Annotated in this window: 24 protein-coding genes; 7 read left to right on the forward strand and 17 right to left on the reverse strand. The window is 69.4% G+C overall.

Annotated features, from left to right (window positions below):
* Positions 1-32: 32 nt before the first annotated feature.
* The 4 genes from ABIC51_RS31220 to ABIC51_RS31235 all read right to left on the reverse strand — a co-directional run bounded on the left by ABIC51_RS31220 (position 33) and on the right by ABIC51_RS31235 (position 2,881).
* Positions 33-494 carry an ExbD/TolR family protein gene (locus ABIC51_RS31220; RefSeq protein WP_175897919.1) on the reverse strand — a complete coding sequence of 154 codons (462 nt, stop codon included), beginning with the start codon at positions 492-494 and terminating at the stop codon, positions 33-35.
* Between the two features lie 24 nt (positions 495-518).
* Positions 519-1,187 carry a MotA/TolQ/ExbB proton channel family protein gene (locus tag ABIC51_RS31225; RefSeq protein ID WP_027788388.1) on the reverse strand — a complete coding sequence of 223 codons (669 nt, stop codon included), beginning with the start codon at positions 1,185-1,187 and terminating at the stop codon, positions 519-521.
* Positions 1,188-1,205: 18 nt separating this feature from the next.
* Positions 1,206-2,003 carry a 4-hydroxy-tetrahydrodipicolinate reductase gene (gene dapB, locus ABIC51_RS31230; protein ID WP_021159286.1) on the reverse strand — a complete coding sequence of 266 codons (798 nt, stop codon included), beginning with the start codon at positions 2,001-2,003 and terminating at the stop codon, positions 1,206-1,208.
* Positions 2,004-2,065: 62 nt separating this feature from the next.
* The gene (locus tag ABIC51_RS31235) at positions 2,066-2,881 is read right to left on the reverse strand and encodes an outer membrane protein assembly factor BamE (RefSeq protein WP_059697831.1); all 816 of its coding nucleotides are present in this window, start codon (positions 2,879-2,881) and stop codon (positions 2,066-2,068) included.
* Positions 2,882-3,023: 142 nt separating this feature from the next.
* On the opposite strand from ABIC51_RS31235, the gene fur reads away from it, so the two are divergent.
* A complete protein-coding gene (fur, locus tag ABIC51_RS31240; RefSeq protein ID WP_006400349.1) occupies positions 3,024-3,452 on the forward strand; it encodes a ferric iron uptake transcriptional regulator in 429 nt (142 codons plus the stop codon).
* A 222-nt stretch (positions 3,453-3,674) separates the two neighbouring features.
* On the opposite strand, the gene ABIC51_RS31245 is transcribed toward fur, so the two are convergent.
* The 3 genes from ABIC51_RS31245 to ABIC51_RS31255 all read right to left on the reverse strand — a co-directional run bounded on the left by ABIC51_RS31245 (position 3,675) and on the right by ABIC51_RS31255 (position 6,650).
* Positions 3,675-4,199, reverse strand: a complete 525-nt coding sequence (locus ABIC51_RS31245; RefSeq protein ID WP_027788390.1) for an ureidoglycolate lyase — start codon at positions 4,197-4,199, stop codon at positions 3,675-3,677.
* A gap of 14 nt (positions 4,200-4,213) precedes the next feature.
* A complete protein-coding gene (alc, locus tag ABIC51_RS31250) occupies positions 4,214-5,221 on the reverse strand; it encodes an allantoicase (protein WP_175897920.1) in 1,008 nt (335 codons plus the stop codon).
* 106 nt (positions 5,222-5,327) lie between these two features.
* Positions 5,328-6,650 (reverse strand): C4-dicarboxylate transporter DctA, encoded by a 1,323-nt coding sequence (locus tag ABIC51_RS31255; RefSeq protein ID WP_021159282.1) that lies wholly within the window; start codon positions 6,648-6,650, stop codon positions 5,328-5,330.
* Between the two features lie 213 nt (positions 6,651-6,863).
* On the opposite strand from ABIC51_RS31255, the gene ABIC51_RS31260 reads away from it, so the two are divergent.
* Entirely contained in the window at positions 6,864-7,586 is a 723-nt protein-coding gene (locus ABIC51_RS31260; RefSeq protein ID WP_021159281.1) for a FadR/GntR family transcriptional regulator, read from the forward strand.
* A gap of 45 nt (positions 7,587-7,631) precedes the next feature.
* On the opposite strand, the gene cynR is transcribed toward ABIC51_RS31260, so the two are convergent.
* On the reverse strand, positions 7,632-8,522 hold the full coding sequence (cynR, locus tag ABIC51_RS31265) for a transcriptional regulator CynR (protein WP_027788392.1): 891 nt from the start codon (positions 8,520-8,522) through the stop codon (positions 7,632-7,634).
* A 312-nt stretch (positions 8,523-8,834) separates the two neighbouring features.
* Between cynR and ABIC51_RS31270 the strand changes: the two genes are divergently transcribed.
* On the forward strand, positions 8,835-10,034 hold the full coding sequence (locus ABIC51_RS31270; protein WP_027788393.1) for an MFS transporter: 1,200 nt from the start codon (positions 8,835-8,837) through the stop codon (positions 10,032-10,034).
* Positions 10,035-10,139: 105 nt separating this feature from the next.
* Here ABIC51_RS31270 and ABIC51_RS31275 read toward each other — a convergent pair whose 3' ends face one another.
* From ABIC51_RS31275 to ABIC51_RS31290, 4 genes are all read right to left on the reverse strand, one after another.
* Complete coding sequence (locus ABIC51_RS31275; protein ID WP_226129130.1) at positions 10,140-11,198, reverse strand: L-idonate 5-dehydrogenase; 1,059 nt, start codon at positions 11,196-11,198, stop codon at positions 10,140-10,142.
* A gap of 10 nt (positions 11,199-11,208) precedes the next feature.
* Positions 11,209-12,165, reverse strand: a complete 957-nt coding sequence (locus ABIC51_RS31280) for a 2-hydroxyacid dehydrogenase (RefSeq protein ID WP_059697838.1) — start codon at positions 12,163-12,165, stop codon at positions 11,209-11,211.
* A 69-nt stretch (positions 12,166-12,234) separates the two neighbouring features.
* On the reverse strand, positions 12,235-13,683 hold the full coding sequence (locus ABIC51_RS31285; RefSeq protein ID WP_175862012.1) for an MFS transporter: 1,449 nt from the start codon (positions 13,681-13,683) through the stop codon (positions 12,235-12,237).
* 153 nt (positions 13,684-13,836) lie between these two features.
* Entirely contained in the window at positions 13,837-14,610 is a 774-nt protein-coding gene (locus ABIC51_RS31290; RefSeq protein WP_027788397.1) for an SDR family NAD(P)-dependent oxidoreductase, read from the reverse strand.
* Positions 14,611-14,761: 151 nt separating this feature from the next.
* Between ABIC51_RS31290 and ABIC51_RS31295 the strand changes: the two genes are divergently transcribed.
* On the forward strand, positions 14,762-15,652 hold the full coding sequence (locus ABIC51_RS31295) for a LysR substrate-binding domain-containing protein (protein WP_021159274.1): 891 nt from the start codon (positions 14,762-14,764) through the stop codon (positions 15,650-15,652).
* A gap of 75 nt (positions 15,653-15,727) precedes the next feature.
* On the opposite strand, the gene gap is transcribed toward ABIC51_RS31295, so the two are convergent.
* Complete coding sequence (gene gap / locus ABIC51_RS31300; RefSeq protein WP_006485712.1) at positions 15,728-16,738, reverse strand: type I glyceraldehyde-3-phosphate dehydrogenase; 1,011 nt, start codon at positions 16,736-16,738, stop codon at positions 15,728-15,730.
* A gap of 86 nt (positions 16,739-16,824) precedes the next feature.
* Entirely contained in the window at positions 16,825-18,852 is a 2,028-nt protein-coding gene (gene tkt / locus ABIC51_RS31305) for a transketolase (RefSeq protein ID WP_175897926.1), read from the reverse strand.
* Between the two features lie 259 nt (positions 18,853-19,111).
* Between tkt and speE the strand changes: the two genes are divergently transcribed.
* The 3 genes from speE (at position 19,112) to ABIC51_RS31320 (ending at position 21,330) form a co-directional block, all read left to right on the forward strand.
* Complete coding sequence (gene speE / locus ABIC51_RS31310; RefSeq protein ID WP_027788400.1) at positions 19,112-19,969, forward strand: polyamine aminopropyltransferase; 858 nt, start codon at positions 19,112-19,114, stop codon at positions 19,967-19,969.
* Positions 19,970-20,128: 159 nt separating this feature from the next.
* Entirely contained in the window at positions 20,129-20,545 is a 417-nt protein-coding gene (locus ABIC51_RS31315) for a VOC family protein (protein WP_021159271.1), read from the forward strand.
* A gap of 17 nt (positions 20,546-20,562) precedes the next feature.
* On the forward strand, positions 20,563-21,330 hold the full coding sequence (locus ABIC51_RS31320) for a 16S rRNA (uracil(1498)-N(3))-methyltransferase (protein WP_027788401.1): 768 nt from the start codon (positions 20,563-20,565) through the stop codon (positions 21,328-21,330).
* 57 nt (positions 21,331-21,387) lie between these two features.
* On the opposite strand, the gene ABIC51_RS31325 is transcribed toward ABIC51_RS31320, so the two are convergent.
* The 3 genes from ABIC51_RS31325 to ABIC51_RS31335 form a co-directional block, all read right to left on the reverse strand.
* On the reverse strand, positions 21,388-22,218 hold the full coding sequence (locus ABIC51_RS31325) for a hypothetical protein (RefSeq protein ID WP_175862011.1): 831 nt from the start codon (positions 22,216-22,218) through the stop codon (positions 21,388-21,390).
* Between the two features lie 62 nt (positions 22,219-22,280).
* Positions 22,281-23,036 (reverse strand): hypothetical protein, encoded by a 756-nt coding sequence (locus ABIC51_RS31330; RefSeq protein WP_226129132.1) that lies wholly within the window; start codon positions 23,034-23,036, stop codon positions 22,281-22,283.
* Positions 23,037-23,071: 35 nt separating this feature from the next.
* Complete coding sequence (locus tag ABIC51_RS31335; RefSeq protein ID WP_175862010.1) at positions 23,072-23,809, reverse strand: hypothetical protein; 738 nt, start codon at positions 23,807-23,809, stop codon at positions 23,072-23,074.
* Positions 23,810-23,960 lie beyond the last annotated feature (151 nt).

Here is a 23,960-nt window from a genome sequence, read left to right on the forward strand (position 1 = left end):
TCCTGCGCCAGGGACAGGCCCGCCGGATCCGCTCAGCGGTTGGCCGGCACGGCAGGCGCCGCCGCGGAACCGCCCGCCTGCGGCGGCACGTCGGTCACGAAGCCGATCCGCGTCAGGCCGGCGGCCTGCGCGGCGCCCATCACCTGCGCGATCACGTCGTAGCGGGTCGCGCGCGACGCTCGCAGCCGCAGCTCGGGCGGCGCGCCGCCCGCGGCGGCGGCCCGGAAGCGCGCGGGCAGCGCGTCGAGCGCCACCGGCGTGTCGTCCCAGTACAGCCTGCCCGCGTCGTCGATCGACAAGGTGACGGATTGCGGCGTGTCGCGCGCGACGCTGGCCGCGACCTTCGGCAGGTCGAGCCGGATCGCGTGCGTCATCAGCGGCGCGGTGATGATGAAAATGACGAGCAGCACCAGCATCACGTCGATCAGCGGCGTCATGTTGATCTCCGCCATCGGCGCGGACGTCTTGTGGTGCTCGAGTCCGCCGAATGCCATGGTCGCTCCTCCGGAATGGACGCGTCAGGCTTCCTGCGCGCAGACGAACACGTGCAGGTCGCGCGCGAAACCGTCGAGTTCCTCGGCGAGTTGCCGCACGAGCCGCCCGAGGATGTTGTAGGCCAGTACCGCGGGAATCGCGACCACGAGCCCGAACGCGGTCATGATCAGCGCCTCGCCGACCGGCCCCGCGACGCTCTCGATCTGCGCCTGCCCGCTCGCGGCGATGCTGCCGAGCGCGTGATAGATGCCCCACACGGTGCCGAGCAGCCCGACGAACGGCGCGGTGCTGCCGATCGACGCGAGCAGCACCTGGCCGAATTCGAGGCGCCGCTGCGAGCGCAGCATCGCGTGCCGCAACGCACGCAGCACGCGTTCGCCGCGCTCGACGCGCGCGGCCAGCGCGGCCGGGTCGTGATCGTCGGCCGCATCGCGCGCGGCTTCGGCGAGCGGCACGAACACGCGCTCGCGATCGGCGCCGGCGAGCGCGGTTATGCCCGCGTCGAGCGACGGCGCGCGCCAGAACGCGGCGAGCGCGCGCGGCCCCTGCCGCTTCGCGCGGACCAGCAGCCAGGCTTTCATGAGGAGGAAGCACCAGCTGGCGACGGACATCGCCAGCAGCACATAGGCGACGGCATGCGTGATCGCATCGCCGCTTTCGAGGTAGTGGACAACGCCGGTGGGTATCGCCATCGGAGTTTCCCCGTGGGGTCAGCGCAGGCCGAGCACGTCCTGCATGTCGAACAGGCCGGCGCCGCGCGCCGACAGGAAGCGGACCGCGCGCAGCGCGCCCTGCGCATACGACACGCGGCTCGACGACTTGTGCGTGATCTCGATGCGCTCGCCGATCCCGGCGAACAGCACGGTGTGATCGCCGACGATGTCGCCGCCGCGCACCGCCGCGAAGCCGATCGACGACGGATCGCGTTCGCCCGTCACGCCGTGGCGGCCGTACACCGCGCAATCGTCGAGCGAGCGCCCGAGCGCGCCGGCGACCGCTTCGCCCATCATCAGCGCGGTGCCCGACGGCGCGTCGACCTTGTGGCGGTGATGCGCCTCGATGATCTCGATGTCGTAGCCGTGCGAGAAGTGCTTCGCCGCGAATTCGAGCAGCTTCAGCGTGACGTTCACGCCGACGCTCATGTTCGCCGCGAACACGATGCCGATCTTGCCCGCCGCGGCCTGCAGCCCGGCCTTCTGCTCGGCGGTGAAGCCGGTCGTGCCGATCACGAGCTTCACGTCGTGGCGCAGCGCGGCCTCGATATGGGCCATCGTGCCTTCCGGACGCGTGAAGTCGATCAGGTAGTCGGCCTGCGCGAACACGGCGTCGAGATCGGCGGTCAGCCTGACCCCGGTTTCCTTGCCGAGGAACGCGCCGGCGTCCTGGCCGAGGAACGGCGAATCGGCGCGGTCGAGCGCGCCGACGAGCTGCGCGTCGGAATCGTTGAGAACGGCTTCGATCAGCATCCGGCCCATACGGCCCGATGCGCCGGCAATCGCAATCTTCATGGCTTTCTACACGACAGGTCTAAAGGCGGGCGGCACATGCCGCCCTGTTTCCGCGCGCGGGCTTATTGCGCCGGCGCGGTGAGCGGCTGGTTCTGCAGCGTGTCGGAGCCTTGCGGGCCGACCGGCGGCGACGCCTCGTTCGACGCGTTCGGCGGCGGCGGACGATGGAACTGGAACTGCGGCTGGATCGCCGGAACCGCGCCCGGCGGCTGGCCGCCCGGCACCGGCGCACCGCCGGCAGCCTGCGTGGACGGCGTGAACCGCCGCGCGGCCGTGCCCTGGCCCGACACCTGGTTGGTCGCGCGGTTCGCCGCGCGGGCGGCCTGCGCGTTCGCATCCTGGTCGACCACCGCGCCGGACGCCGGCACGGTGGACGGGCTCGCGACGGTCTCCGGCGCCGGCGCGCTCGCCGCCTGCGCGGCGCTCGCGGCGGCGGCAGCCTCGGCGGCCTTCTTCGCCGCTGCGGCCGCCTTCGCCTTCTTGCCGCCACGGTCGCCGTCGATGTCGGCCAGCAGGTCGAGTTCCGAAGGCAGGTTGTCCGCCCCCGTCCAGCCCGCGACGCGATCGCCCGAGAACGTCACGACGAGATCGCGCTGCTGGACGACCGCCGTCGAGCCGCGCTTGAAGTAGAAGAGGTAATCCCAGCGGTCGGCGTGGAACATGTCCGCCAGCAGCGGGGTGCCGAGCAGCGCGCGTACCTGCTCGCGCGACATGCCGACCTGCAGCTGCGAGGCTTTCTCCTGCGACACGAAGTTGCCTTGCACGACGGTGATCCGGTAGGGGGTGATGCTCTGCGCGATGCGCTGCGTCACGCTGTCGTACGACGAACAACCAGCCAGCGCGGCAACGGCGGCGGCAGCGATGATGACACTCCGCATGCGGCTCCTCTGAAAGTGCGAAAGAGATTCTGGAATCATTTCCCTCACCGTGCAGGCCCGCGTCGCAGGCCGCGCGTGTTTCTGGAACGGCGAAAAGCCGGTAACATTGAAGCCCTGCATTGTACTCTAGGGATGCCTAGCCATGACCAATCCGACGGATCTCAAGAATATCGGGCTAAAGGCCACCCTACCGCGCCTCAAGATTCTCGAGATCTTCCAGCAAAGCCCGGTGCGCCATCTGACCGCAGAAGACGTCTACCGGAACCTGCTCAACGAGCAGCTCGACATCGGGCTTGCCACCGTCTACCGCGTGCTGACGCAGTTCGAGCAGGCCGGGCTGCTGTCGCGCAGCAACTTCGAATCCGGCAAGGCCGTGTTCGAACTGAACGAAGGCTCGCACCACGACCACCTCGTGTGCCTCGATTGCGGCCGGGTCGAGGAATTCTTCGACGCCGAGATCGAAAGCCGCCAGCAGGCGATCGCGAAGGAGCGCGGCTTCCGGCTCCAGGAGCACTCGCTCGCGATGTACGGTTCCTGCACGACCGAGAACTGCCCGCACCGCAAGCACTGAGATCCAGCCGCGCGCGGCGCATGCAGGACGGCCCGGACGGCGATTCGCCTTCCGGGCCGTCTTCTTTTCGGGATACGCAGGAGGCGCCCGCCCGGGGAAACCGGCGGCGCACCGCCGCCCCACGGGCGGGCCCGCCCAGGCTTTCGCACACCCTTCGCGTTGCCTGCCCGGGCGGCCCCGGGTGACATCAGGCCGCCGGAGGGGCCGGCCTGCCCGCCTTCGTCATGCCGCGCCCGCGCAGGCCGGTTCGAACTCCAGCGCCCATGCGCACTCGAGCGGGATTTCGTCGCAGTTCGGCTGCGGGCCGCCGCGATCGACGATCACGAAATCGCTGACCGCATCCAGCGCGAGCAGCGGATGGTGCCAGACGCCCTTCGCATAGTTCACGCCCTGCCAGCCTTCCGCGAGGAACGCGCGCATCGCGTCGGGCCGGAACTCGCCGGCCGGCGCGACGACGATCGCGTAACGCGACACCGCCGCGAGCGGGATGAACGCCTGGCTGCCATGCGGATGGCGCTCCATCAGCGTGACCGCAACCGGCAGCGCACGCGGCTGCGCGCGGAACACGCTGACGAGCGGGCGGCCGCCGTCCGCGCACACGTCGATCGTCGCGAGATCGTGGAAGCGCTCGGTCGTGCCGCCGTTGATCGGGAAATGGCGCGCGCCTTCGAGCGCGATCACGTCGCCGAACGGCGCGAACGCTTCGCGGGTCAGGCGCTCGACGCGCAGGATGCGGGATCCGCTCATGCCGTTGCCCTCCTTCAAGCCGGCTCGCCCCACAGACGCAGGCGCGACACGCCGCCGTCCGGGAAGATGTTGAAACGCACGTGCGTGACGGGGCCGAGCGCCGCAAGCTGGTCGAACGTGTGGGCGTGGTCCATCGACAGCTTCTGCTCGCCGAGCAGTTCGGCCCAGAACATCGCCTGCGTGACGAGCGAGTCGTCGGTGCCGCCCGCCACCCTCGCGGCCTGCAGCGAGCAGCGGTCGGGGAAATTGCCCTTGAAGAACGCGGTATCGACCTCGACGCGCCGGATGATGCCCGGCCGCGCGAGCGCGACGATCGCCCAGTCGTTGCCGGGCTCGCGGCGGCGCCGCGTTTCCCAGCCGTCGCCCATGTTCGCGCCGCGCCCCGGCATCAGCATCTGCGATGCCGGGCCGAAGTGCTGGTTGTTCGCGGCCACCAGGTAGCCGCCGTTCTCGATCGCCGCGAGATCGACGAGCTCGCCGGCCGGCACCTGGCGCCAGTCGCGCTGCGGCTGGCCGTACACGCGCAGCCGCGCGAGGCCGCCGTCCGGGTACAGGTTCACGCGCAGGTGCGTATAAGGCTGCGCATCGTCGACGCTCACGTAGCGATGCGAATTGCCCTGCAGCGTCGTCGCCGGGACGATCGTGCGCCATTCGGCGTTGTCGGACGGCGTGTCGCCTTCCGCGACGCACGCGTCGATCGATGCGGCCGGCGGGAAGTTGCCGGTGAAATGGCTCGTGTCGAGGTCGACGCCGTGAATCACGCCCGGCCGCGCGAGCCGCACCACGCAGAAGTCGTGGCCGGTCGTGCGCTTGCGGCGCGTTTCCCAGCCGTCCATCCACTTGCCGTGGTCGTCGTACTTGCCGGGGATGAACACGGCCGGCTCGGGATTCAGCATGCGCTCCTTCGGCGCGAAGAACTCGTCGCTGGCAACAAGCGCCTGCGCCCCGAGGCGCGGGTCGGCGAGGTTCATGTAACGCCGCGTAAACGCCGGCGCATCCGGATCGAGGATGGGGGCTGCCATGTCGTCTCCTGTAGTTTGATGAAGGGCCGGCGCATCGAGGCGCCGGCCACATGAATGCCAGGTGCGCGGGGCGGCCCGGGGCAAGGCCGCCCGCGCGGGGTCGCGCTCAGAGCGCGTGAGCCTGATCGCCGGCGACCGGCGCCGTGCGGTCTTCCTCTTCGGCCGGCACGTAGCGCAGCTCGCGGTTCAGCACGCGCTTCGCGCGCGCCCGGTCGATGTCGTTCTCCCACACCGCGACGACCACCGTCGCGACGCAGTTGCCGATCAGGTTGGTCAGCGCACGGGCGATGCCGACGAACCAGTCGACCGGCAGGATCAGCACGAGGCCGAGCACGGGAATCGCGGGGATCGCCGACAGCGTCGCCGCGAGGATCACGATCGCCGAGCCCGGGATCCCGTGCGCGCCCTTCGACGTGACGAGCGACACGAGCAGCACGACGATCAGATCGTGCGTCGACAGCGGCGTGTTGGTGGCCTGCGCGATGAACAGCACGGCGAGCGTCAGGTAGATCGAGAAGCCGTCGAGGTTGAACGAATAGCCGGTCGGGATCACGAGGCCGACCGTCGAATCCTTCACGCCCATGTATTCGAGCTTGCGCATCACCTGCGGCAGCACCGCGTCCGACGACGCCGTGCCGAGCACGATCGACAGTTCCTCGCGCAGGTAGCGGATCAGCTTGAACACCGAGAAGCCCGCGAGCCGCATCACCACGCCGAGCACGACCGTGACGAACACGAAGCAGCTCAGGTAGAACACCGCGACCAGGTAGCCGAGCTGCTTGAGCGACGCGACGCCGTACTTGCCGGTCGTGAACGCGATCGCGCCGAGCACGCCGAGCGGCGCGAGCTTGATGATGAAGCCGATGATCCGGAAGAACACGTGCGACAGCTCCTCGATCAGCGAGTTGACGCGTTGCGCCTTGTCGCCGAGCAGCGACAGCGCGGAACCGAACAGCACCGCGAACACGAGGATCTGCAGGATGTCGCCCTTCGCGAACGCGTCGATCGCGGTCTCGGGGATGATCTTCATCAGGTAGCCGGCCGTGTCCTTCAGGCTCTCGGCGTTCTTCGCGTACGACGCGAGCGACGACGCGTCGAGCGAGCGCAGGTCGATGTTCATCCCGACGCCCGGGCGCGTGACCCACGCGAGCACGAGGCCGATGCCGAGCGCGAGCGTCGTCATCACCTCGAAGTAGATGACGGCCTTCAGGCCGACCCGGCCGACCTTCTTCAGGTCGCCCGCGTTCGCCATCCCGCTGACCACGACGCAGAACACGATCGGCCCGATCACCATCTTGATGAGCTTCAGGAAGCCGTCGCCGAGCGGTCGCAGCGACTCGGCGAAATGCGGGAAGAACGCGCCTAGCGCGATCCCCAGGATCAATGCGACGACTACCCGGCCAAACAGCGAATTGAGGAATTTCGACACGGCGCTCTCCCGATCCAACGGTTGCAGTTTCGTCTGTTCATACTGGTAAGACCAGTGATGTTATGGTCGATAGTAGGAAGCCGATATAGTGGCGTCAAGGACGGACAAAATAGGGATTTCCCGCCCCCTCCCCACCCGCCTGACACGCACCGGACAGGGGCAGATCGTGGCTTTCCCGTAGGGCGTCCATGCACCGCCCGCGTGCGGATTACAATGCCGGTCAGACCGGCCAAAGTTCACCTCATGAAAAACGTTCCGCATACCGTGACCGACGCCGCCATCGCGACGATCCGCGACCGGATCGAGGCAGGCGTGTATCCGGTCGGCAGCCTGCTGCCGGCCCAGCGCCAGCTCTCCGAGGAGCTGGAGATCAGCCGCGCGTCGCTGCGCGAGGCGCTGTCGACGCTCGAGGCGCTCGGGATGCTGCGCATCCGCGCGGGCAAGGGCGTGTATGTCGAAAGCGCGCAGGCCACGGCCGCCCATGCGTGGCGGTTCGCCGAGCAGTCGTCGCCGCCCGATACCTACCAGATGCGCTACGCGCTCGAAGGATTCGCCGCGCGAATGGCCGCGCACGTCGTCACCGACGACGACATCGCGTGGTTCGAAGACAATCTCGCCGACCTGCACGTCGCGCTCACCGAAAGCGAACTCGACGCGGCATCGCAGCTCGACTTCGACTTCCACATGCGGATCATCCATCTCGCGGGCAACGCGGCGATCGAATCGATCCTGCGCAGCAGCGCCGACATCATGAAGGAAAGCCAGCGCATGCCGTTCTACCGGCGCGAGCTGCTGCTGTCGACGTGGACCGAGCACCGCGCGATCGTCGACGCGCTGATCGCACGCGATGCGGCCGCCGCGGGCACCGCGATCGAAACGCACATCGCGAACGCCGCGCAGCGCGCGGGCATCTTCTTCCCGACACCGCGCACCTGACGGCCCGGGCGGCCGCGCGCCGCGCGCGCCGCCCCGTCGTACCGGTCAACCTCCCGACGGATCCCGATACGCGAGCGCACGCTCGATGAACGCGCGCGCCGCGACGCTGCGGTACGCGCCCTTGCGTGTCAGCAGCGCCGCCGTGCGCGCGGGCAGCGGCGGATCGATCTCCAGCGCGCACAGGTCGGCACTCTCGCGCGCGACCGCGTCGGGCAGCACCGTCGCGAGCCGGCCGCACCGCACGAGCTCCAGCACCGCGCTGACCGTATTCGTCTCGATCGCGATCTTCGGCCTCGCGCCGTGCTCGATGAAATAGCGGTCGATGCTCTCGCGCGTCGCGAACGCGCGGCTCAGCAGCACCAGCGGCTCGCCGCCGAGCTCGGCCGGCGTCAGCGCGCGGCGCCGCCGCGCAAGACGGTGCGTGCGGCCCGTCACGAGCGCGAGCGGCTCGTCCCACAGCGGCAGTGCGTCGACGTCCGGCGCGCGCGGCGGCATGAACGCGAAGCCCGCGTCGAGCCGGTCGTCGGCGAGCAGCGCCTCGATGCGTTCCTGCGGCATCGCGTCGATCGTCAGCGCGACGTTCGGATAGTCGGCATGGAACGCGTCGATCAGCGAGCCGCTCAGGTAGGCCGCGAAGGTCGGCATCATCGCGAGCCGCAACGACCCGCCGCCGAGGCCGGCGACGTCGTGCAACGCGCGCTGCCCCGTATCGAGCTCATGCAGCGCGGCACGCGCGTGGCGCGCATAGACCTCGCCGAACTCGGTGAGCTGCACCGTGCGGCCCGAGCGGTCGAACAGCTGCACGCCGAGCGTTTCCTCGAGCTGGCGGACCTGCTGCGACAGCGTCGGCTGCGACACGTGCAGCGCGTCGGCCGCGCGCGTGAAACTGCGCTGCTCGGCGACGGCCAGGAAATAGCGGATGTGGCGGAGTAGCATGACGGCCGACGTATTGGTTTTGCCAATAAAGAGCATAACGATCCAGTCTTGGACGCTATGGTTCGATTCCCGCATCATACGCACATCCGTTCCGGCGCATCGCACCTGCTTTGCGCATCGGAACGGCCCGCCCGGGCCCGCCTGCCTGCGCCCGCCGCACGACGATCCGCCGCCCGCCCGATCCGGGCCCGGCCGCGATCCGCCCGGCGCGCATCGGTTCACCGCCGATCCGTTGACGCCGGCCCCGATTTCCGTCACCCCGCGCAGCCGACGGCCCCGTGCTGCCGGCCGGCGCTGCTGTTTTTCGCGACCATGGAACCGCATCAAGACAACCATCCTCCCCTGACCCGCGGCATGACGCTGCTGTTCGCGTGCGCGTGCGGCATCGTCATCGGCAACATCTATTACGCGCAGCCGCTGCTCGCCGCGATCGCGCACAGCTTCGGCCGCGCGCCGACCGAACTCGGCTATCTCGTCACGCTGACGCAGCTCGGGTATGCGGCGAGCCTGCTGCTGATCGTCCCGCTCGGCGACGCGGTCAATCGCCACACGCTGATCGTGCGGCTGCTGATGCTCAACGTCGTCGCGCTGGCCGCGGTCACGTTCAGCACGAACTTCACGATGTTCGTCGTCGCGAACGTCGCGGTCGGCTTCGTCACCTGTTCGACGCAGTTGCTGGTGCCGTTCGCGGCGTCGCTCGCCGACGCGCGCTCGCGCGGCCGCGCGGTCGGCACCGTGATGAGCGGGCTGCTGCTCGGCATCCTGCTCGCGCGCGTCGCGGCCGGTGCGATCGCCGACGGGTTCGGCTGGCGGGCCGTGTACGGCATCGCCGCGGTGATGGTGCTCGCGCTGACGGCCGTGCTCGCCGTGAAGCTGCCGAAGGATCGCCGCGACGCGCGCCTCGACTATGCGGCGCTGATGAAGTCGCTCGTCGCGCTGGTGCGCGCGCAACCGCTGATCGCGCTGCGCTCCGCCTACGGCGCGCTCGTGTTCGCGTGCTTCAGCCTGCTGTGGACGGGCCTCACGTTCCTGCTGAGCCAGCCGCCGTACAGCTATTCCGAAGGGCAGATCGGCCTGTTCGGCGTCGTCGGCGCGGTAGGCGCGCTCGCGGCGACGTCGGCCGGCCGGCTGGTCGATCGCGGACACGGCAATGCCGCGACGGGCTTGTTCGCGGCGGCCGTGCTCGCGTCGTTCGCGCTGATCGCGACCGGCGCGCACTCGCTGGCGGCGCTGATCGCGGGCATCCTGCTGCTCGACGTCGGCGTGCAGGGCGTCCACATCTCGAACCAGAGCGTGATCTATGCGCTGGCCGGCAACGCGCGCAGCCGCGTGACGACGATCTACCTGACAAGCTACTTCATCGGCGGCGCGCTCGGGTCGTTCGCGGCGAGCGTCGCGTACGGCATCGACGGCTGGCGCGGCGTGTGCATCGCGGGCGCGGCGCTCGCGGGCGTGCTGGTCGTGTTGTGGCTCGCGTCGCAGCGCGCCGGCGCGCGGCAGGTCACGCAGTAATTCAGCGGGGCGTTTTCTCGTCACCATGAAAAAGGGCACGCCCCGCGAAGCGCGGGCGTGCCCTTTTCACGATCGCGTCGAGACAGTCGCGCCAGTGCGTGACCGTCACGCAGCCTCGTCGACGAAATCGATCAGCACCTTCATCGCACGCTGCCGGTCGCCGGCCAGTTCGAACGCGAGGTTCGCGTCGCGCATCGGGAACACGCGCGTGACGGCCGGCCGCAGGTCGACGCGTCCCGCATTGATGAGCTGCACCGCGAGCGCGAATTCCGCGTGAAAACGGAACGAACCGCAGATCGACAGCTCCTTCGCGACCACGACGTTCTGCGGCAGGCTGACGTCGCCGCCGAGCCCGAGCTGCACGACGACCCCGCGCGGACGCATCACGTCCAGCCCGTCGCGCAGCGCGCGCGCATTGCCCGAACACTCGATCATCACGTCGAACGTGCCCTTGTCGGCGCTGTAGCGCTCGACCCATCCGGCGTCGGCCGCCGCGTTGATCGTGCGGTCGGCGCCGAGCGCGCTCGCCACTTCCAGCGGCGCCTCGACGACGTCGGTCGCGATGATCTCCGCCGCGCCGTGCACGCGCGCCGCCGCGACGGCGAGCACGCCGATCGGCCCGCAGCCCGACACGAGCACGCGCTTGCCGATCAGCGGGCCCGCGCGCGACACCGCGTGCAGCCCGACCGCGAACGGTTCGGCGAGCGCCGCGAGCGACATCGGCACGTGATCGGCAACCTTCACGCACTGCACCGCGTCGCACACGAGCGCGTTGCGGAATGCGCCCTGCACGTGCGGCATCCGCATCGCGCTGCCGTAGAAACGCATGTCGAGGCACTGGTTCGGCAGCCCTTCGAGGCAGTAGCGGCACGCACCGCACGGCCGGCTCGGATTGACCGCGACGCGATCGCCGACCTTCACCGACGTCACGTCCGGCGCGACTTCCGCGACCGTGCCGGCGACCTCGTGGCCGAGCACCATCGGCTGCTGCAGCCGGATCGCACCGAAGCCGCCGTGCCGGAAGTAATGGAGATCGGAGCCGCAGATGCCGCCCATCGCGACCTCGACGCGCACCTGACCCGGGCCGATCTCGCCCGCGTCCTGTTCTTCCACCCGCAGGTCGTTCGGCCCGTGGATCACGACACACATGCAACGCATACGCATGACAGCCTCCTCAGACGACCGGCGTGACCAGCGGCGCGCCGGCGAAGTGCGCGGCAAGGTTGTCGCGCACCAGCCAGCCCATCGCCTGGCGCGTCTCGATCGTGCCGCTCGCATGGTGCGGCTGCAGCAGCACGTTCGGCAACGCGAGGAAACGCGGGTCGATGCGCGGCTCGTTCCAGAACACGTCGAGCGCCGCACCGGCGATCGCACCACGCTCGAGCGCGTCGAGCAGCGCGGGTTCGTCGACGGTCGTGCCGCGCGACACGTTCACCAGATAGCCTTGCGGCCCGAGTGCGTCGAGCACGGCGGCGCCGACGAGGTGACGCGTCGCCGGCCCGCCCGCGAGCGTGACGATCAGCAGGTCGCACCAGCCGGCCAGCTCGGCGAGGTCGCCGAAGAAGCGGTGCGGGCTGTCCGCGCGCGGCGCGACATCGAAGTAGCCGAGCTCGACGTCGAAGCCCGACAGCCGGCGCGCGATCGTCGAGCCGATCCGGCCGAAGCCGACCACGCCGACGCGCTTGCCGTACAGCCGCGTGACGAGCGGCATGTCGCCGTCGCGCCAGGCACCGGAACGCACGTACGCGTCGCCGGCGCCGATGCGGCGCATCATCGCGAGCGCGAGCCCGACGCCGAGGTCGGCCACGTCGCCGGTCAGCACGTCGGGCGTGTTCGTCACGCGGATGCCGCGCTCGCGCGCGGCGGCCAGGTCGATCGCATCGGTGCCGACGCCGTAGCACGCGATGATCTCGAGCTTCGGCAGCGCGGCGATCAGCGCGGCATTCGCGCCGAGATCGCCGCGCGTCGCGATCGCGCGCACGCCGGCGCCGTGCTCGGCGAGGAACGCCGCGCGGTCGGCGGCTTCCCACAGCCGGTGGACGTCATAGCCTGCCGACAGCCATGCGTCGTCCCACGGCTGGTAAGGGCCCGTCATCAGCAGTTCGGGCCGCTGGGTCGATTCGTGCGCCATCTGCGCTTGCTCCTGTCGAGGTAAGTTGAATGCAAAGGCAGGCCGGGCCGCGTCAGCCGCCCGGCCCGTTCATGCGTGCCGCGCGAGCGCATCGGTGCCCGGGGCCTGCGCCACCTGTGCCGCGTCGAGCGGATCGTCGAGATCGCGGTTCAGCGTTTCGGGCATCCGCGACGTCGTGAACAGCGTGATCAGCGTCAGCAGCACCAGGTACGCGGCGATCGGCACCCAGGCGCGCACGCCGGCCGCGTGATCGCCGCCGTGCAGCGCGATCACGGTCGCGATGATCGTCGCGCCGACGAGCGGCGCAATCCCGCCCGCGAGCACAGCCGACACTTCGCGCGAGAACGACACGCCCATGTAGCGATGCCGCGCGCCGAACAGTTCGGGCAGCAGCGCGGCCTGCGCGCCGAGCATCCCCCAGTTCGCGAAGCCCTGCGCGACCGAGATCGCGATCACGCTGGCGACCACGTTCCCCTGGCTGAAGATCCACCACACCGGGAACGCGAGCGCGAGCTGCAGCCACGCGAACGTGCGATACACGCGCACGCGGCCGAAGCGGTCGCTGAGCCGGCCCGCCAGCGGCACCGTACACGCGCCGACGGTCGCCGCGCACACCAGCGCGAGCGCGCCGATCGGCCCCTTCATGCCGATCACGCCCGCGAGATAGCTGACGGCGAGTGCCTGGTAGATCGACGAGCCGCCGTTCTCGGCCATCCGCAGGCCGATGCCGATCAGCAGCGAGCGCTTCGAATGCTGCACGGCGCTCTTCAGCGGATTCGCCAATACCTGCGCACGCTTTTCGAGCCGCACGAAGGTCGGCGACTCGTGCAGCCGCACGCGCATGTAGATCCCGACCGCGACGATCACCGCGCTGAACAGGAACGGCACGCGCCAGCCCCAGCCGTCGGTGACGCGGTCGAGGTTCGCGAGCAGCAGGAAATAGACCGCGGCCGCCAGCACCGTGCCGAGCTGGATGCCCAGGAACGGCAGCGACGCATAGAAGCCGCGCTTGCCGGGCGGCGCGTATTCGGTCATCAGCACCGCGGCGCCGGCCTGCTCGGCACCGGCACCGAGGCCCTGCAGGATGCGCAGCAGCACGAGCAGCCCGGGGGCCCAGTAGCCCGCCGTTTCGAAGGTCGGCAGCACGCCGATCAGCGTGCTCGCGACGCCCATCAGCAGCACCGTCGCCGTCAGCACGAACTTGCGGCCGATCCGGTCGCCGAGCACGCCGAACACGACCCCGCCGAGCGGGCGCACCGCAAACCCGACGAAATAGGTGCCGAAGCTCGCGATCAGCCGCATCTCGGCGGTCTGCGCGGGAAAGAACAGCGGCCCGAAAACCAGCGCCGATGCGAGCGTGTACAACGCGAAATCGTAGTATTCGAGCGCGCTGCCGAGCGAGCAGGTCCATGCCGCGCGGTTGAGCTGCTTCGTGTCGACGCCGCGGCGCTCGACGGTCTCGCCCGGCGCACCGGACCCTGCATCGTGCCGCGCGGGCGGCGGGGAAATGCGATCCATCGTTGTCTCCTGTCTCCTGCCTTCCGTTCCGGAACCCGGCGCGTACCGCGACCGGGACATCGGCCCGCTCGTGCGGCGGGCTCTTCTGGGAATTCGGATGCCGGCCGCGGCCGGCGCAACGGCGCTGCGCGCATGGCGCGCTCGCGCCGCCGCTCAGACGGCGCTGGTCAGGCCGCCGTCGACGAACAGCGTCTGGCCGTTCACGAAATCGGACGCGGCCGATGCGAGGAAGATCGCCGCCCCGCACAGCTCGTCGACGCGCCCCCAGCGGCCGGCCGGCGTGCGCTTGCACAGCCAGTCCGAGAACGCGGCGTCGTCGACCAGCGCGCGGTTGAGTTCGGTTTCGAAATAGCCGGGCGCGAGGCCGTTCGCCTGGATGCCGTGGCGCGCCCAGTCGGCGCACATCCCTTTGGTCAGCATCCGCACCGCGCCCTTGGTCGCGGCATACGGCGCGATCGTCGGCCGCGCGAGCTCGCTCTGCACCGAGCAGATGTTGATGATCTTCCCGCGGCCGCGCGCGATCATGTGCCGCGCCACCGCCTGCGCGACGTTGAACACGCCGTCGAGGTTCACGCGCATCAGCGCCTGCCAGTCGTCGGGTTCGAATGCGTCGAGCGGCGCGCGGCGCTGGATGCCCGCGTTGTTCACGAGGATGTCGATCGCGCCGACGCGCGCCTCGAAATCGTCGATCGCCGCACGCACCTGCGCGTGCTCGGCGACGTCGAATACCGCGTAGTCGGCCGTGAAACCTTCCTCGCGCAGGTGCCGCACGAGCGTCGCGGCCTTCTCCTCATTGCGATCGTTGATGACGATCGCCGCGCCGGCTTCGGCCAGCCCGCGGGCGAGCGTCAGCCCGATCCCGCGTCCGGAACCGGTAATCAGTGCGCGGCGGCCGTCGAGGCGGAACCGTTCGAGCGCGTGGGTCATGCGTGTCTCCTCGTGCCAGTCGAGCCGGCGGCCCATCGCGGCCGGTCTCGCGTTGACGGTATCTTCGGCCGCCGGCCGGGTACCGCGCCAATGGTCTTTTTTGATCCGGTTATCATGAAATCTGATTACCGCCCACGCCTGCCCGCCGCCCATGGAACTCAAGCAATTGCGCGCCTTCGTCACGCTCGCGGAAGAACTGCATTTCGGGCGCGCCGCGCAGCGCCTGTTCATCGTGCAGCCCGCGCTGAGCATGCAGATCAAGGCGCTCGAGGAAGAACTCGGCGCACGCCTGTTCGAGCGCGACCGCCACAAGGTCGAACTGAGCGAGACCGGGCGCGTGTTCCTGCCCGAGGCGCGTGCCACGCTGCAGCAGGCCGCGCGCGCGGAACAGATGGCGCGGCTGTCGAGCCGCGGCGAGATCGGCACGCTGCGGATCGCGTTCGTGTCGTCGGTGCTGCCCGCGCTGCTGCCGGCCGTACTGCGCACGATGCGCGAGCGTTATCCGCTGATCACACTCGAACTGAAGGACATGCCGACGCCCGACCAGGTCGCCGCGCTGCGCGACCGGCGGATCGATTTCGGGATGATCCGGCTGCCGGCCGCGTATGCGGGCATCGACACGCGCGTGGTGCTCGAGGAAGGCTTCGTCGTCGCGCTGCCGCTCGACCATCCGCTCGCCGCGCACGACGCCATCCCGCCGGCCGCGCTGCGCGGCCAGCCCGCGTTCGTGCTCGCGCGCCGCTACGCGCCGGGCTTTCACGACGACATGCTGCTCGCGCTGAGCCGCGCGGGCACGACGCTCGAGATCGCACAGGAGTTCGGGGAGTTCACGACGATGCTCGCGCTCGTCGCGGCGGGGATGGGAATCGGGCTGATGCCGGCGGAGGCTGCCAGCGCGCTGCCGCCGAACGTGCTCGCGCGGCCGCTCGACCTGGCCGGGCACCGCACCGGTATCGGCCTCGCATGGACCGATCTCGACAGCCCGCTGAAGCGCGCGTTCGTCGACGCGCTCGAACACGTGACGGCGAACGCCGGGCAATAAAAAACCCGGCCGGAAAACCGGGCCGGGCTCGTTCGCCACGCCGGCCGCCTTGCGGCGGCCGCGCAACGTACGGGATTACTTCGCGTTCGCGAATGCGACAGCCGTATCCAGCATGCGGTTCGAGAAACCCCACTCGTTGTCGTACCAGCTCGACACCTTCACGAGGCGGCCCGACACCTTGGTCAGCGTTGCGTCGAACGTCGACGAAGCCGGGTTGTGGTTGAAGTCGATCGACACCAGCGGTGCGTCGTTGTAGCCGAGGATGCCCTTCAGCGCGCCTTCCGATGCTTCCTTCATGATCGCGTTGACTTCCTCGACCGTCGTGTCGCGCTTCGCGATGAACGACAGGTCGACGATCGACACGTTGATCGTCGGGACGCGGATCGCGTAACCGTCGAGCTTGCCGTTCAGTTCCGGCAGCACGAGGCCGACGGCCGAAGCCGCGCCCGTCTTCGTCGGGATCTGGCTGTGGGTAGCCGAACGCGCGCGGCGGAGGTCTTCGTGATAGACGTCCGTCAGCACCTGGTCGTTGGTGTAAGCGTGGATCGTCGTCATCAGGCCGGTTTCGAGGCCGATCTTGTCGTTCAGCGGCTTGACGAGCGGCGCGAGGCAGTTCGTCGTGCACGATGCGTTCGAGATGACGGTGTGCTCGGCCTTCAGCACGTCGTGGTTCACGCCGTAGACGATCGTCGCGTCGACGTCCTTGCCGCCCGGTGCCGAGATGATGACCTTCTTCGCGCCGCCCTTCAGGTGCGCGCTCGCCTTTTCCTTCGTCGTGAAGAAGCCCGTGCATTCCATCACGACGTCGACGCCAAGCTCGCCCCACGGCAGTTCTGCCGGGTTGCGGTTCGCCAGCACGCGGATCTTGTCGCCGTTCACGACGAGGTAATCGCCGTCGACCGACACTTCGCCCGGGAACTTGCCGTGCGCGGTGTCGTACTGGGTCAGGTGCGCGTTGGTCTTCGCATCGCCCAGGTCGTTGATCGCGACGATCTCGAGATCGTGCTTCTTGCCGTTTTCATAGAACGCGCGCAGCGTGTTGCGGCCGATACGGCCGTAGCCGTTGATTGCGACGCGAATCGTCATGGTCTATCTCCTGATGGCTGAAAAAATTCGTTTCGTGCAGCTTCACGTGCGACGCGCGCGAGGGGCGGCGCGCGTCGCGTATGTCTTTAGGCCAGCACGGCCTTGGCGGTCTCGACGACGTGCTCGACGGTGAAGCCGAAGTACTTGAACAGTACGCCGGCCGGTGCCGATTCGCCGAACGTGTCGATCCCGACGACGCCGCCTTCGAGGCCGACGTACTTGTGCCAGAACGCGGTCACGCCCGCTTCGATCGCGACACGGCGCACGCCGTGCGGCAGCACGCGTTCACGGTATTCGGCGTCCTGGCGGTCGAACACGTTGGTCGACGGCATCGACACGACGCGTGCCGCGATGCCTTGCTGCGCGAGCGGCTCGACGGCCTTCATCGCGAGTTCGACTTCCGAGCCCGTCGCGATCAGGATGATCTTGCGCGCGACGATCTCTTCGTCCCAGTCCTTCAGCACGTAGCCGCCCTTGTCGATGTTCGCGATCTGCGCATCGGTACGCGGGTTGAATGCCAGGTTCTGGCGGCTGAAGATCAGGCTCGACGGACGGTCGGCGGCGACCGCGTGGGTCCACGCGACGGCCGTCTCGACCGTGTCGGCCGGACGCCACACGTCGTGGTTCGGGATCAGGCGCAGGCTCGACACGTGCTCGATCGACTGGTGCGTCGGGCCGTCTTCGCCGAGGCCGATCGAATCGTGCGTGAACACGAAGATCGACGGCACCTTCATCAGCGCGGCCACGCGCAGCGCGTTGCGGCTGTAGTCGGAGAACGTCAGGAACGTGCCGCCGAACGGCTTGTGGCCGCCGTGCAGCGCGAGGCCGTTGATCGCGGCGCTCATGCCGAATTCGCGCACGCCGTAGTTGATGTGGTTGCCCAGCACGACGCCCGGGCCTTCCGGATTCGCGCGGACGGCCTTCGACGCCTTCCAGTTGGTCAGGTTCGAGCCGGTCAGGTCGGCCGAGCCGCCGAGCAGCTCCGGCAGCGCGGCAGCCAGCCCTTCGATCGCCTGCTGCGACGCCTTGCGGGTCGCAACCGTCTCGGCGCGCTCGTTCGCGCCGGCGATGATCGCCGCGGCCTTTTCAGCCCAGTCGGCCGGCAGCTTGTTGGCCATCCGGCGCTCGAATTCGGCGGCTTCTGCCGGGAACTTCGCGCGATAGGCGGCGAACGTCGCATCCCATTCGGTTTCGGCGCGCTTGCCGGCTTCCTTCGCATCCCAGGCCGCGTAGACTTCCTGCGGGATCACGAACGGCTCCCACTTCCAGCCGAGCGCTTCGCGCGTCTTCGCGATTTCTTCCGCGCCGAGCGCCGCGCCGTGCACGTCGTGGCCGCCGGCCTTGGTCGCCGCGCCCTGGCCGATCACCGTCTTGCAGCAGATCAGCGTCGGCTTGTCCGACAGCTTCGCCTTCGCGATGGCCGCGTCGACCGCGTCGACGTCATGGCCGTTCACGTTCGGGATCACGTTCCAGCCGTAGGCTTCGAAGCGCTTCGGGGTGTCGTCGTGGAACCAGTTCACGACGTCGCCGTCGATCGAGATGCCGTTGTCGTCGTACAGCGCGATCAGCTTGTTCAGCTTCAGCGTGCCGGCGAGCGAGCAGGCTTCGTGCGAGATGCCTTCCATCAGGCAGCCGTCGCCGAGGAACACGTACGTGTGGTGATCGACGATCTTCGTGCCGTCACGGTTGAACTCGTCGGCCATCAGCGCTTCGCCGAGCGCCATGCCGACCGCGTTCGCGAGACCCTGGCCGAGCGGGCCGGTGGTCGTCTCGACGCCCGGCGTGATGCCGTATTCCGGGTGGCCCGGCGTCTTCGAGTGCAGCTGGCGGAAGTTCTTCAGCTCTTCCATCGGCAGGTCGTAGCCGGTCAGGTGCAGCAGCGAGTACAGCAGCATCGAGCCATGGCCGTTCGACAGCACGAAGCGGTCGCGGTCCGCCCAGTGCGGGTTCGTCGGGTTGTGCTTCAGGTGGCGCGACCAGAGCGCGACGCCGATTTCGGCCATGCCCATCGGCATGCCGGGGTGGCCGGAGTTCGCTTGCTGGACGGCGTCCATCGCGAGCGCGCGGATCGCGTTGGCCATCAGGGTGGTGGAGGCGGGAGACGAAGTCGTCATGTCGAGTCCGGAGAACGAGTCGAGGAAACGGGGCACGGCGGCATCCGGAAGCTCGGGCGTCGATCGTTCCCGGCGCGCGGTGCGGCGCCTGACGGACGCGAAGCGGACGGAGCCTACGGACGAGGCTGCAAAGCTCGTCATTTTAACAGATGGCCTGACATTTCCCTTGTCGGCGCGTAGTGTTCCGGCACGGTTTTCCGTCAAACCGCCCGCCTCCTATAATTCAGACGTCGGAACTCCCTGCCCTGGCGGCCCGCCCGTGAGCACGACCCTTCTCTTTCATCCCACGCCCGACGCCGCGTACGGCTTCCCGAACGCCCGTCGGCTCGCGCACGTCGCATCGCCGCACCAGCAGATCGAAGTCTGGGAAACGCCGCAGCTCGGCCGCCTGTTTACGCTCGACGGCCGGCCGATGACGTCGGTCGGCGACGAATACGTGTATCACGAGTGCATGACGCACCCGGCCGCGCTCGCGCATCCGTGCCCGAGGAAGGCGCTCGTGCTCGGCGGCGGCGACGGCGGCGCGGCGCGCCAGTTGCTCAAGCACGCATGCATCGAGCGGATCGTCGTCGCGGAGCTCGACGACGAGGTGGTCGGCATGGCGCGTCGTTATCTCGACGACGTGCACCAGGGCGCGCTCGACGATCCGCGCGTCGAGGTCGTGATCGGCGACGCCGCGCATTTCGTCACGTCGACCGTCGAACACTTCGATCTCGTCGTGTTCGACCTCACGCCGCCCGATTCGCCGGCGGCCGGCCTCTATACGCGCGAGTTCTACGCGCGACTCAAGCGGATCCTCACGCCGTGCGGCGCGATCTCGATGCACCTCGGCTCGCCGCTGTTCCACACGGCGCGCATCGCCGCGCTGCTCGACGACCTGCGCGCGAGCTTCTCGGTCGTCGATCCGTTGTCCGCGCACGTGCCGCTGTACGGCTCGCAGTGGCTGATGGCGATCGCGAGCGACACGCTCGACGCGGCCGCGCTGTTCGCGCACGACGTCGACGAGCGGCTCGCCGCCCGCCGCGTCCAGGGTTTGCGTTACTACGACGCCCGGCTGCATGCGTCCCTCTTTGCCCTGCCGCGCGCGCTGCGCGATACACTGGGCGTTCGCCGCTGAGCGTCGGCGCGGCGCCTCGCTCCGCTTTCCCGTCGTGTCTTCGCAAAATGCGTGACGTGCGGCACGGGGCGAATCGCCCCGGACGCCGCGCCGCCCCCTGAACGAACGCCGAAGCATGGAATCAGCGCAAGCGCCGAAGCGCCCACACAGGAGATTTTCATGACCGATCCACGTCCGGCCAACGTGCCTTGGTTGACACCCTACCTGGCCGTACGCAACGCGCGCGCGGCCATCGATTTCTTCAAGGCCGCATTCGGCTTCGAGCTGCGCGACGTGCACGACGAGGACGGCGCGATCATGCACGTCGAGATGGCCTACCGCGGCCAGCTGATCGTGATGTTCGCGCCCGAGGGTGCGTTCGGCTCGACCGCACTCACGCCGAAGAGCGCGAACGCCACCGCGCCGCAGTCGTTCTACCTGTATGTCGACGACGTCGACGCCACCTGGCAGCGCGCGCTCGACGCGGGCGCGAAATCGCTGAGCCCGCCGCAGGATCAGTTCTGGGGCGACCGGTTCGCGCAGATCGAGGATCTCGACGGCTACCGATGGGCGCTCGGGCGCCGTCTCGACGCATGACCCCAACCGCTACACGCATGAACGAAGCCACCACCACCGCGGCCGTGCCGCGCTTTTTCGTCGACGCGGCACTGCGCGCCGACGCCACGCTCGCGTTGCCGGCCGATGTCGCGCGCCACGCGCAGGTGCTGCGCCTGCAGCCCGGCGACGTGCTCGCGCTGTTCGACGGCACGGGCGGCCAGTACCGCGCGCGGCTCGTCGAGATCGACAAGCGCAGCGCGCTCGCGCAGATCGACACGTTCGACCCGGCCGAAGCCGAGCCGCCTTATCGCGTGACGCTCGCGCAAGGCATCGCCGGCGGCGACAAGATGGACTGGGTGATCGAGAAAGCCGTCGAGCTCGGCGTTGCCGCGGTCGTGCCGCTGTCGACCGCGCGCGGCGTCGTGAAGCTCGCCGGCGAGCGCGCGGACAAGCGCGTCGCGCACTGGCGCGGCGTCGTGCGCGCGTCGTGCGAACAATGCGGGCGCAACCGCGTGCCCGACGTCGCGCAGATCGCCGGCTTCAACGCGTGGCTCGATACGCTGCCGGCCGCGCCGGCCGACGGCGAGCTGCGGCTGCTGCTGTCGCCGCGCGCGAGCATCCCGTTCGCGTCGCTGCCCGACGCGCCGCCTGCGGCAACCGTCACGCTGCTGATCGGGCCGGAAGGCGGGCTGTCGCCCGACGAGGAAAACGCGGCCCGCGCACGCGGGTTCACCGCGCTGTCGCTCGGGCCCCGCGTGCTGCGCACCGAGACGGCCGGCGCGGCCGTGCTCGCCGCGCTCGCCGCGCGCTGGGGCGGGTGGTGATCGCGAGGCGCGGCCGGGCACGCCCCGCGGCATGACGCCGGCGCACGGCGACGCGTGTCAGCGCGCCGCGCTGAACGGCTCGATGTCGATGACGGGGGAAGTCTGGAGCGCGGATGCCAGCGCGTCGAGGTTGTCCGCGTCGAGCGCGAGCGCCGGCCCGGTGATCCGCAGCTTGCGCGCCGGCGGCGTCGCCCGGATCGCCGTGATCAGCGGGCCGCGATAGCGCAGGTTCATCATCATCTGCACCGCCTGCACGATGCTGACCGATCGGCCGCCCTGCTGGAACGTGGCCGCGTCCACCGTGTCGTTCCAGCCCTGGATGAAGCCGCCGGCGTCGATCCGCGTGTTCAGGTCGATCCACCGCTGCTTCTTCGCGTCCGCGCTGTCGTCCGACGCCCGCAGCGCGTCGGACGCGCGGCTCACGTCGGCATCGTGCTTCGCGCGCCATGCCATGTAGCCGAGCGCGAACACCATGTTGTCCGGCAGGATGTCGTCGTCCTGCACGACGTCGAACAGGCGCCGCGGCGCCTGTTGCGCGACGAACGCCGGCGTCAGGATCCACACGCTCCCGTTGCGCAACGCGCCGGTCGTCCTGCCGAGCGCGGGCTCGCCGCTGTCGACCGCGATGCGCGTCAGCAGGCCGGCGTCGACCAGTTCGTCCAGTTGCGCCGCCAGCGCCGGCGACGCGTGAATCGCGGCGGCCACCGCCGCGTACTGGTCCGGTGTCGAGCGCGTGCGCAGATCGGCGAGCAGCCGCTCGACGGCCGCGTGCGCCGTCGGCGAAACCGGCAGCGCGACCGGCTCGGCGGCGTTGTCGCCCGCCACAGCCGCTCCGCACATCGAAACAGCCACCGCGACAACCAGCATCCCTCGCGTGAGGATCTTCATCGTTCACTCCCCGTTCGAATGCACGGCATGCCGGCCATGTGCAGCGGCCGGGATCGCGTCGCTTACTTGTCGGCTTCTCCGCCCGCCGAGCCGATCGGCCCCAGCAGCGCATCAACCAGCGGCGACAGCACGTCACCCGGAGAACCCGTGAGCCAGCCCTTCTCGTTCGTGCCGTAGAGATCGACCTGCCCCGTCACGGGGCGGCCCATCGGGGCCTCGTCGTAGACGCGCGCCATGCCCGAGAAAAACGCGGCGAGGAAGGCCGTCCGGGCCTTGTCGGTCTTCAGGCGCGGGTTGCCCAGCTTCTCCTTCAGCGCCTTCACGCCGGGCTCCACATCGACGACACGGCACGAAAAATCGACCGTCGCGATCGATTCGCCCGCCACGTACTCGTTCGGCTTCTGCGTCGAACCGGTCGCCTTGCATTCGGAACGCGCCAGCACATGCTGATACGACGTGATCGACGCGCTGATCGGTTCGCGCAATGCCGCGCGAGACCTGGCCGGCATCTTCGACAGCAGCGCGGCGATCATGTTGTCGCGCATCGTGTCGCCGAGCTTCGGGATCGCCGCGACGTCGAGTGCGTCCTTGCCGTCGAAGCGCGTGCGCATGGCATCGTTGAACTGCGCCGCCTTGGCGACGTCGCCGTTGACGAAGGTGCCGAGATACAGATCGGTGGTCTGCTCGGGCGTCAGCACCGCCGCGTGCGCGGCACCGCCCGCGACGAGCGCGGACAGCACAGCCGCGCGCGTCGCGCGGAACAACGGAAAACGCGCGCCGCGGCGCGCATGAAGGGAAACGTCCATCGGTCGGGTCATGTCGGTATCGAATCGATCGGGCCGGCGCGGCAGCCTCATTGCTGGCTGGCGGCGACCGCCGCGACAACCGGGCCGGACAGCGCATCGACGACGGGCTTCAGCAGGCTTTCGGGGCTGTCGGTCGTCCAGCCCTTGCTGTCCGAACCGACCATCTCCACCTGCCCCTTGATGCGCCGGCTGACCGGGGCGTCGTTGAACGCGCGCGCCACGTCCGTGAACGTCGTCCTGACAGCCGCGAAGCGCTGCTGGTCGGTTTTCGCGTCCGCGCGCGCTTTCGTGGCCGCGTCGCCCGGCGGCGTGACATCGGCCACCTTGCACTCGAAACTGACCGTGGCGCGTTCCTGCCCCTTCCCGCCTGCACCCGGCGTGCGCTTGACGCCGGTGACGTTGCATTGCGAGCGCCGCAACGCGCCCGTGTACGCGACCAGCATCGAGTCGAGCGACGGCGCCAGCGCTTCGCGCGCGGATTCCGACATCAATGCCAGCGTCTGCCCGAGCATCTGTTCGCGCATGTCGCCGTACATGTCGGCCGGCAGCAGCATGTTCCGGGCCTCCTTCGGATCGGCGGTCTCGCGCACCGTGTCGTTGAATTGCTCGACCTTGGCCGCGTCGTTGTTGACGATGGCGCCCAGATAAACGTCGACGGTCTGTTCGGGTGTGAGCGCCGCGGCCTGCGCGGCAAGCGGGATGCCGAGCGACAGCGCACACGTGGCCAGCGCGCGGACGAGCGGGCGGCGCGCACGGGCGCGCGCCGCAAATCGGGTAGCGGTCATGGGAAAACGGCCCTCTCTCGAATGATTGGTGTTGTGCGCCCGGCGCGGCGGCCGCGGCCGGGCTGACCGATTGTCGCGGAAAAAGGTGCGCGATGAAAGGCTTTTGTCGGGCCGGGCGCGGCGCGTGCAGCGCATCGCGCGCGGACGCAAA

Source organism: Burkholderia sp. 572 (assembly GCF_040545135.1).
Classification (GTDB): domain Bacteria; phylum Pseudomonadota; class Gammaproteobacteria; order Burkholderiales; family Burkholderiaceae; genus Burkholderia; species Burkholderia cepacia.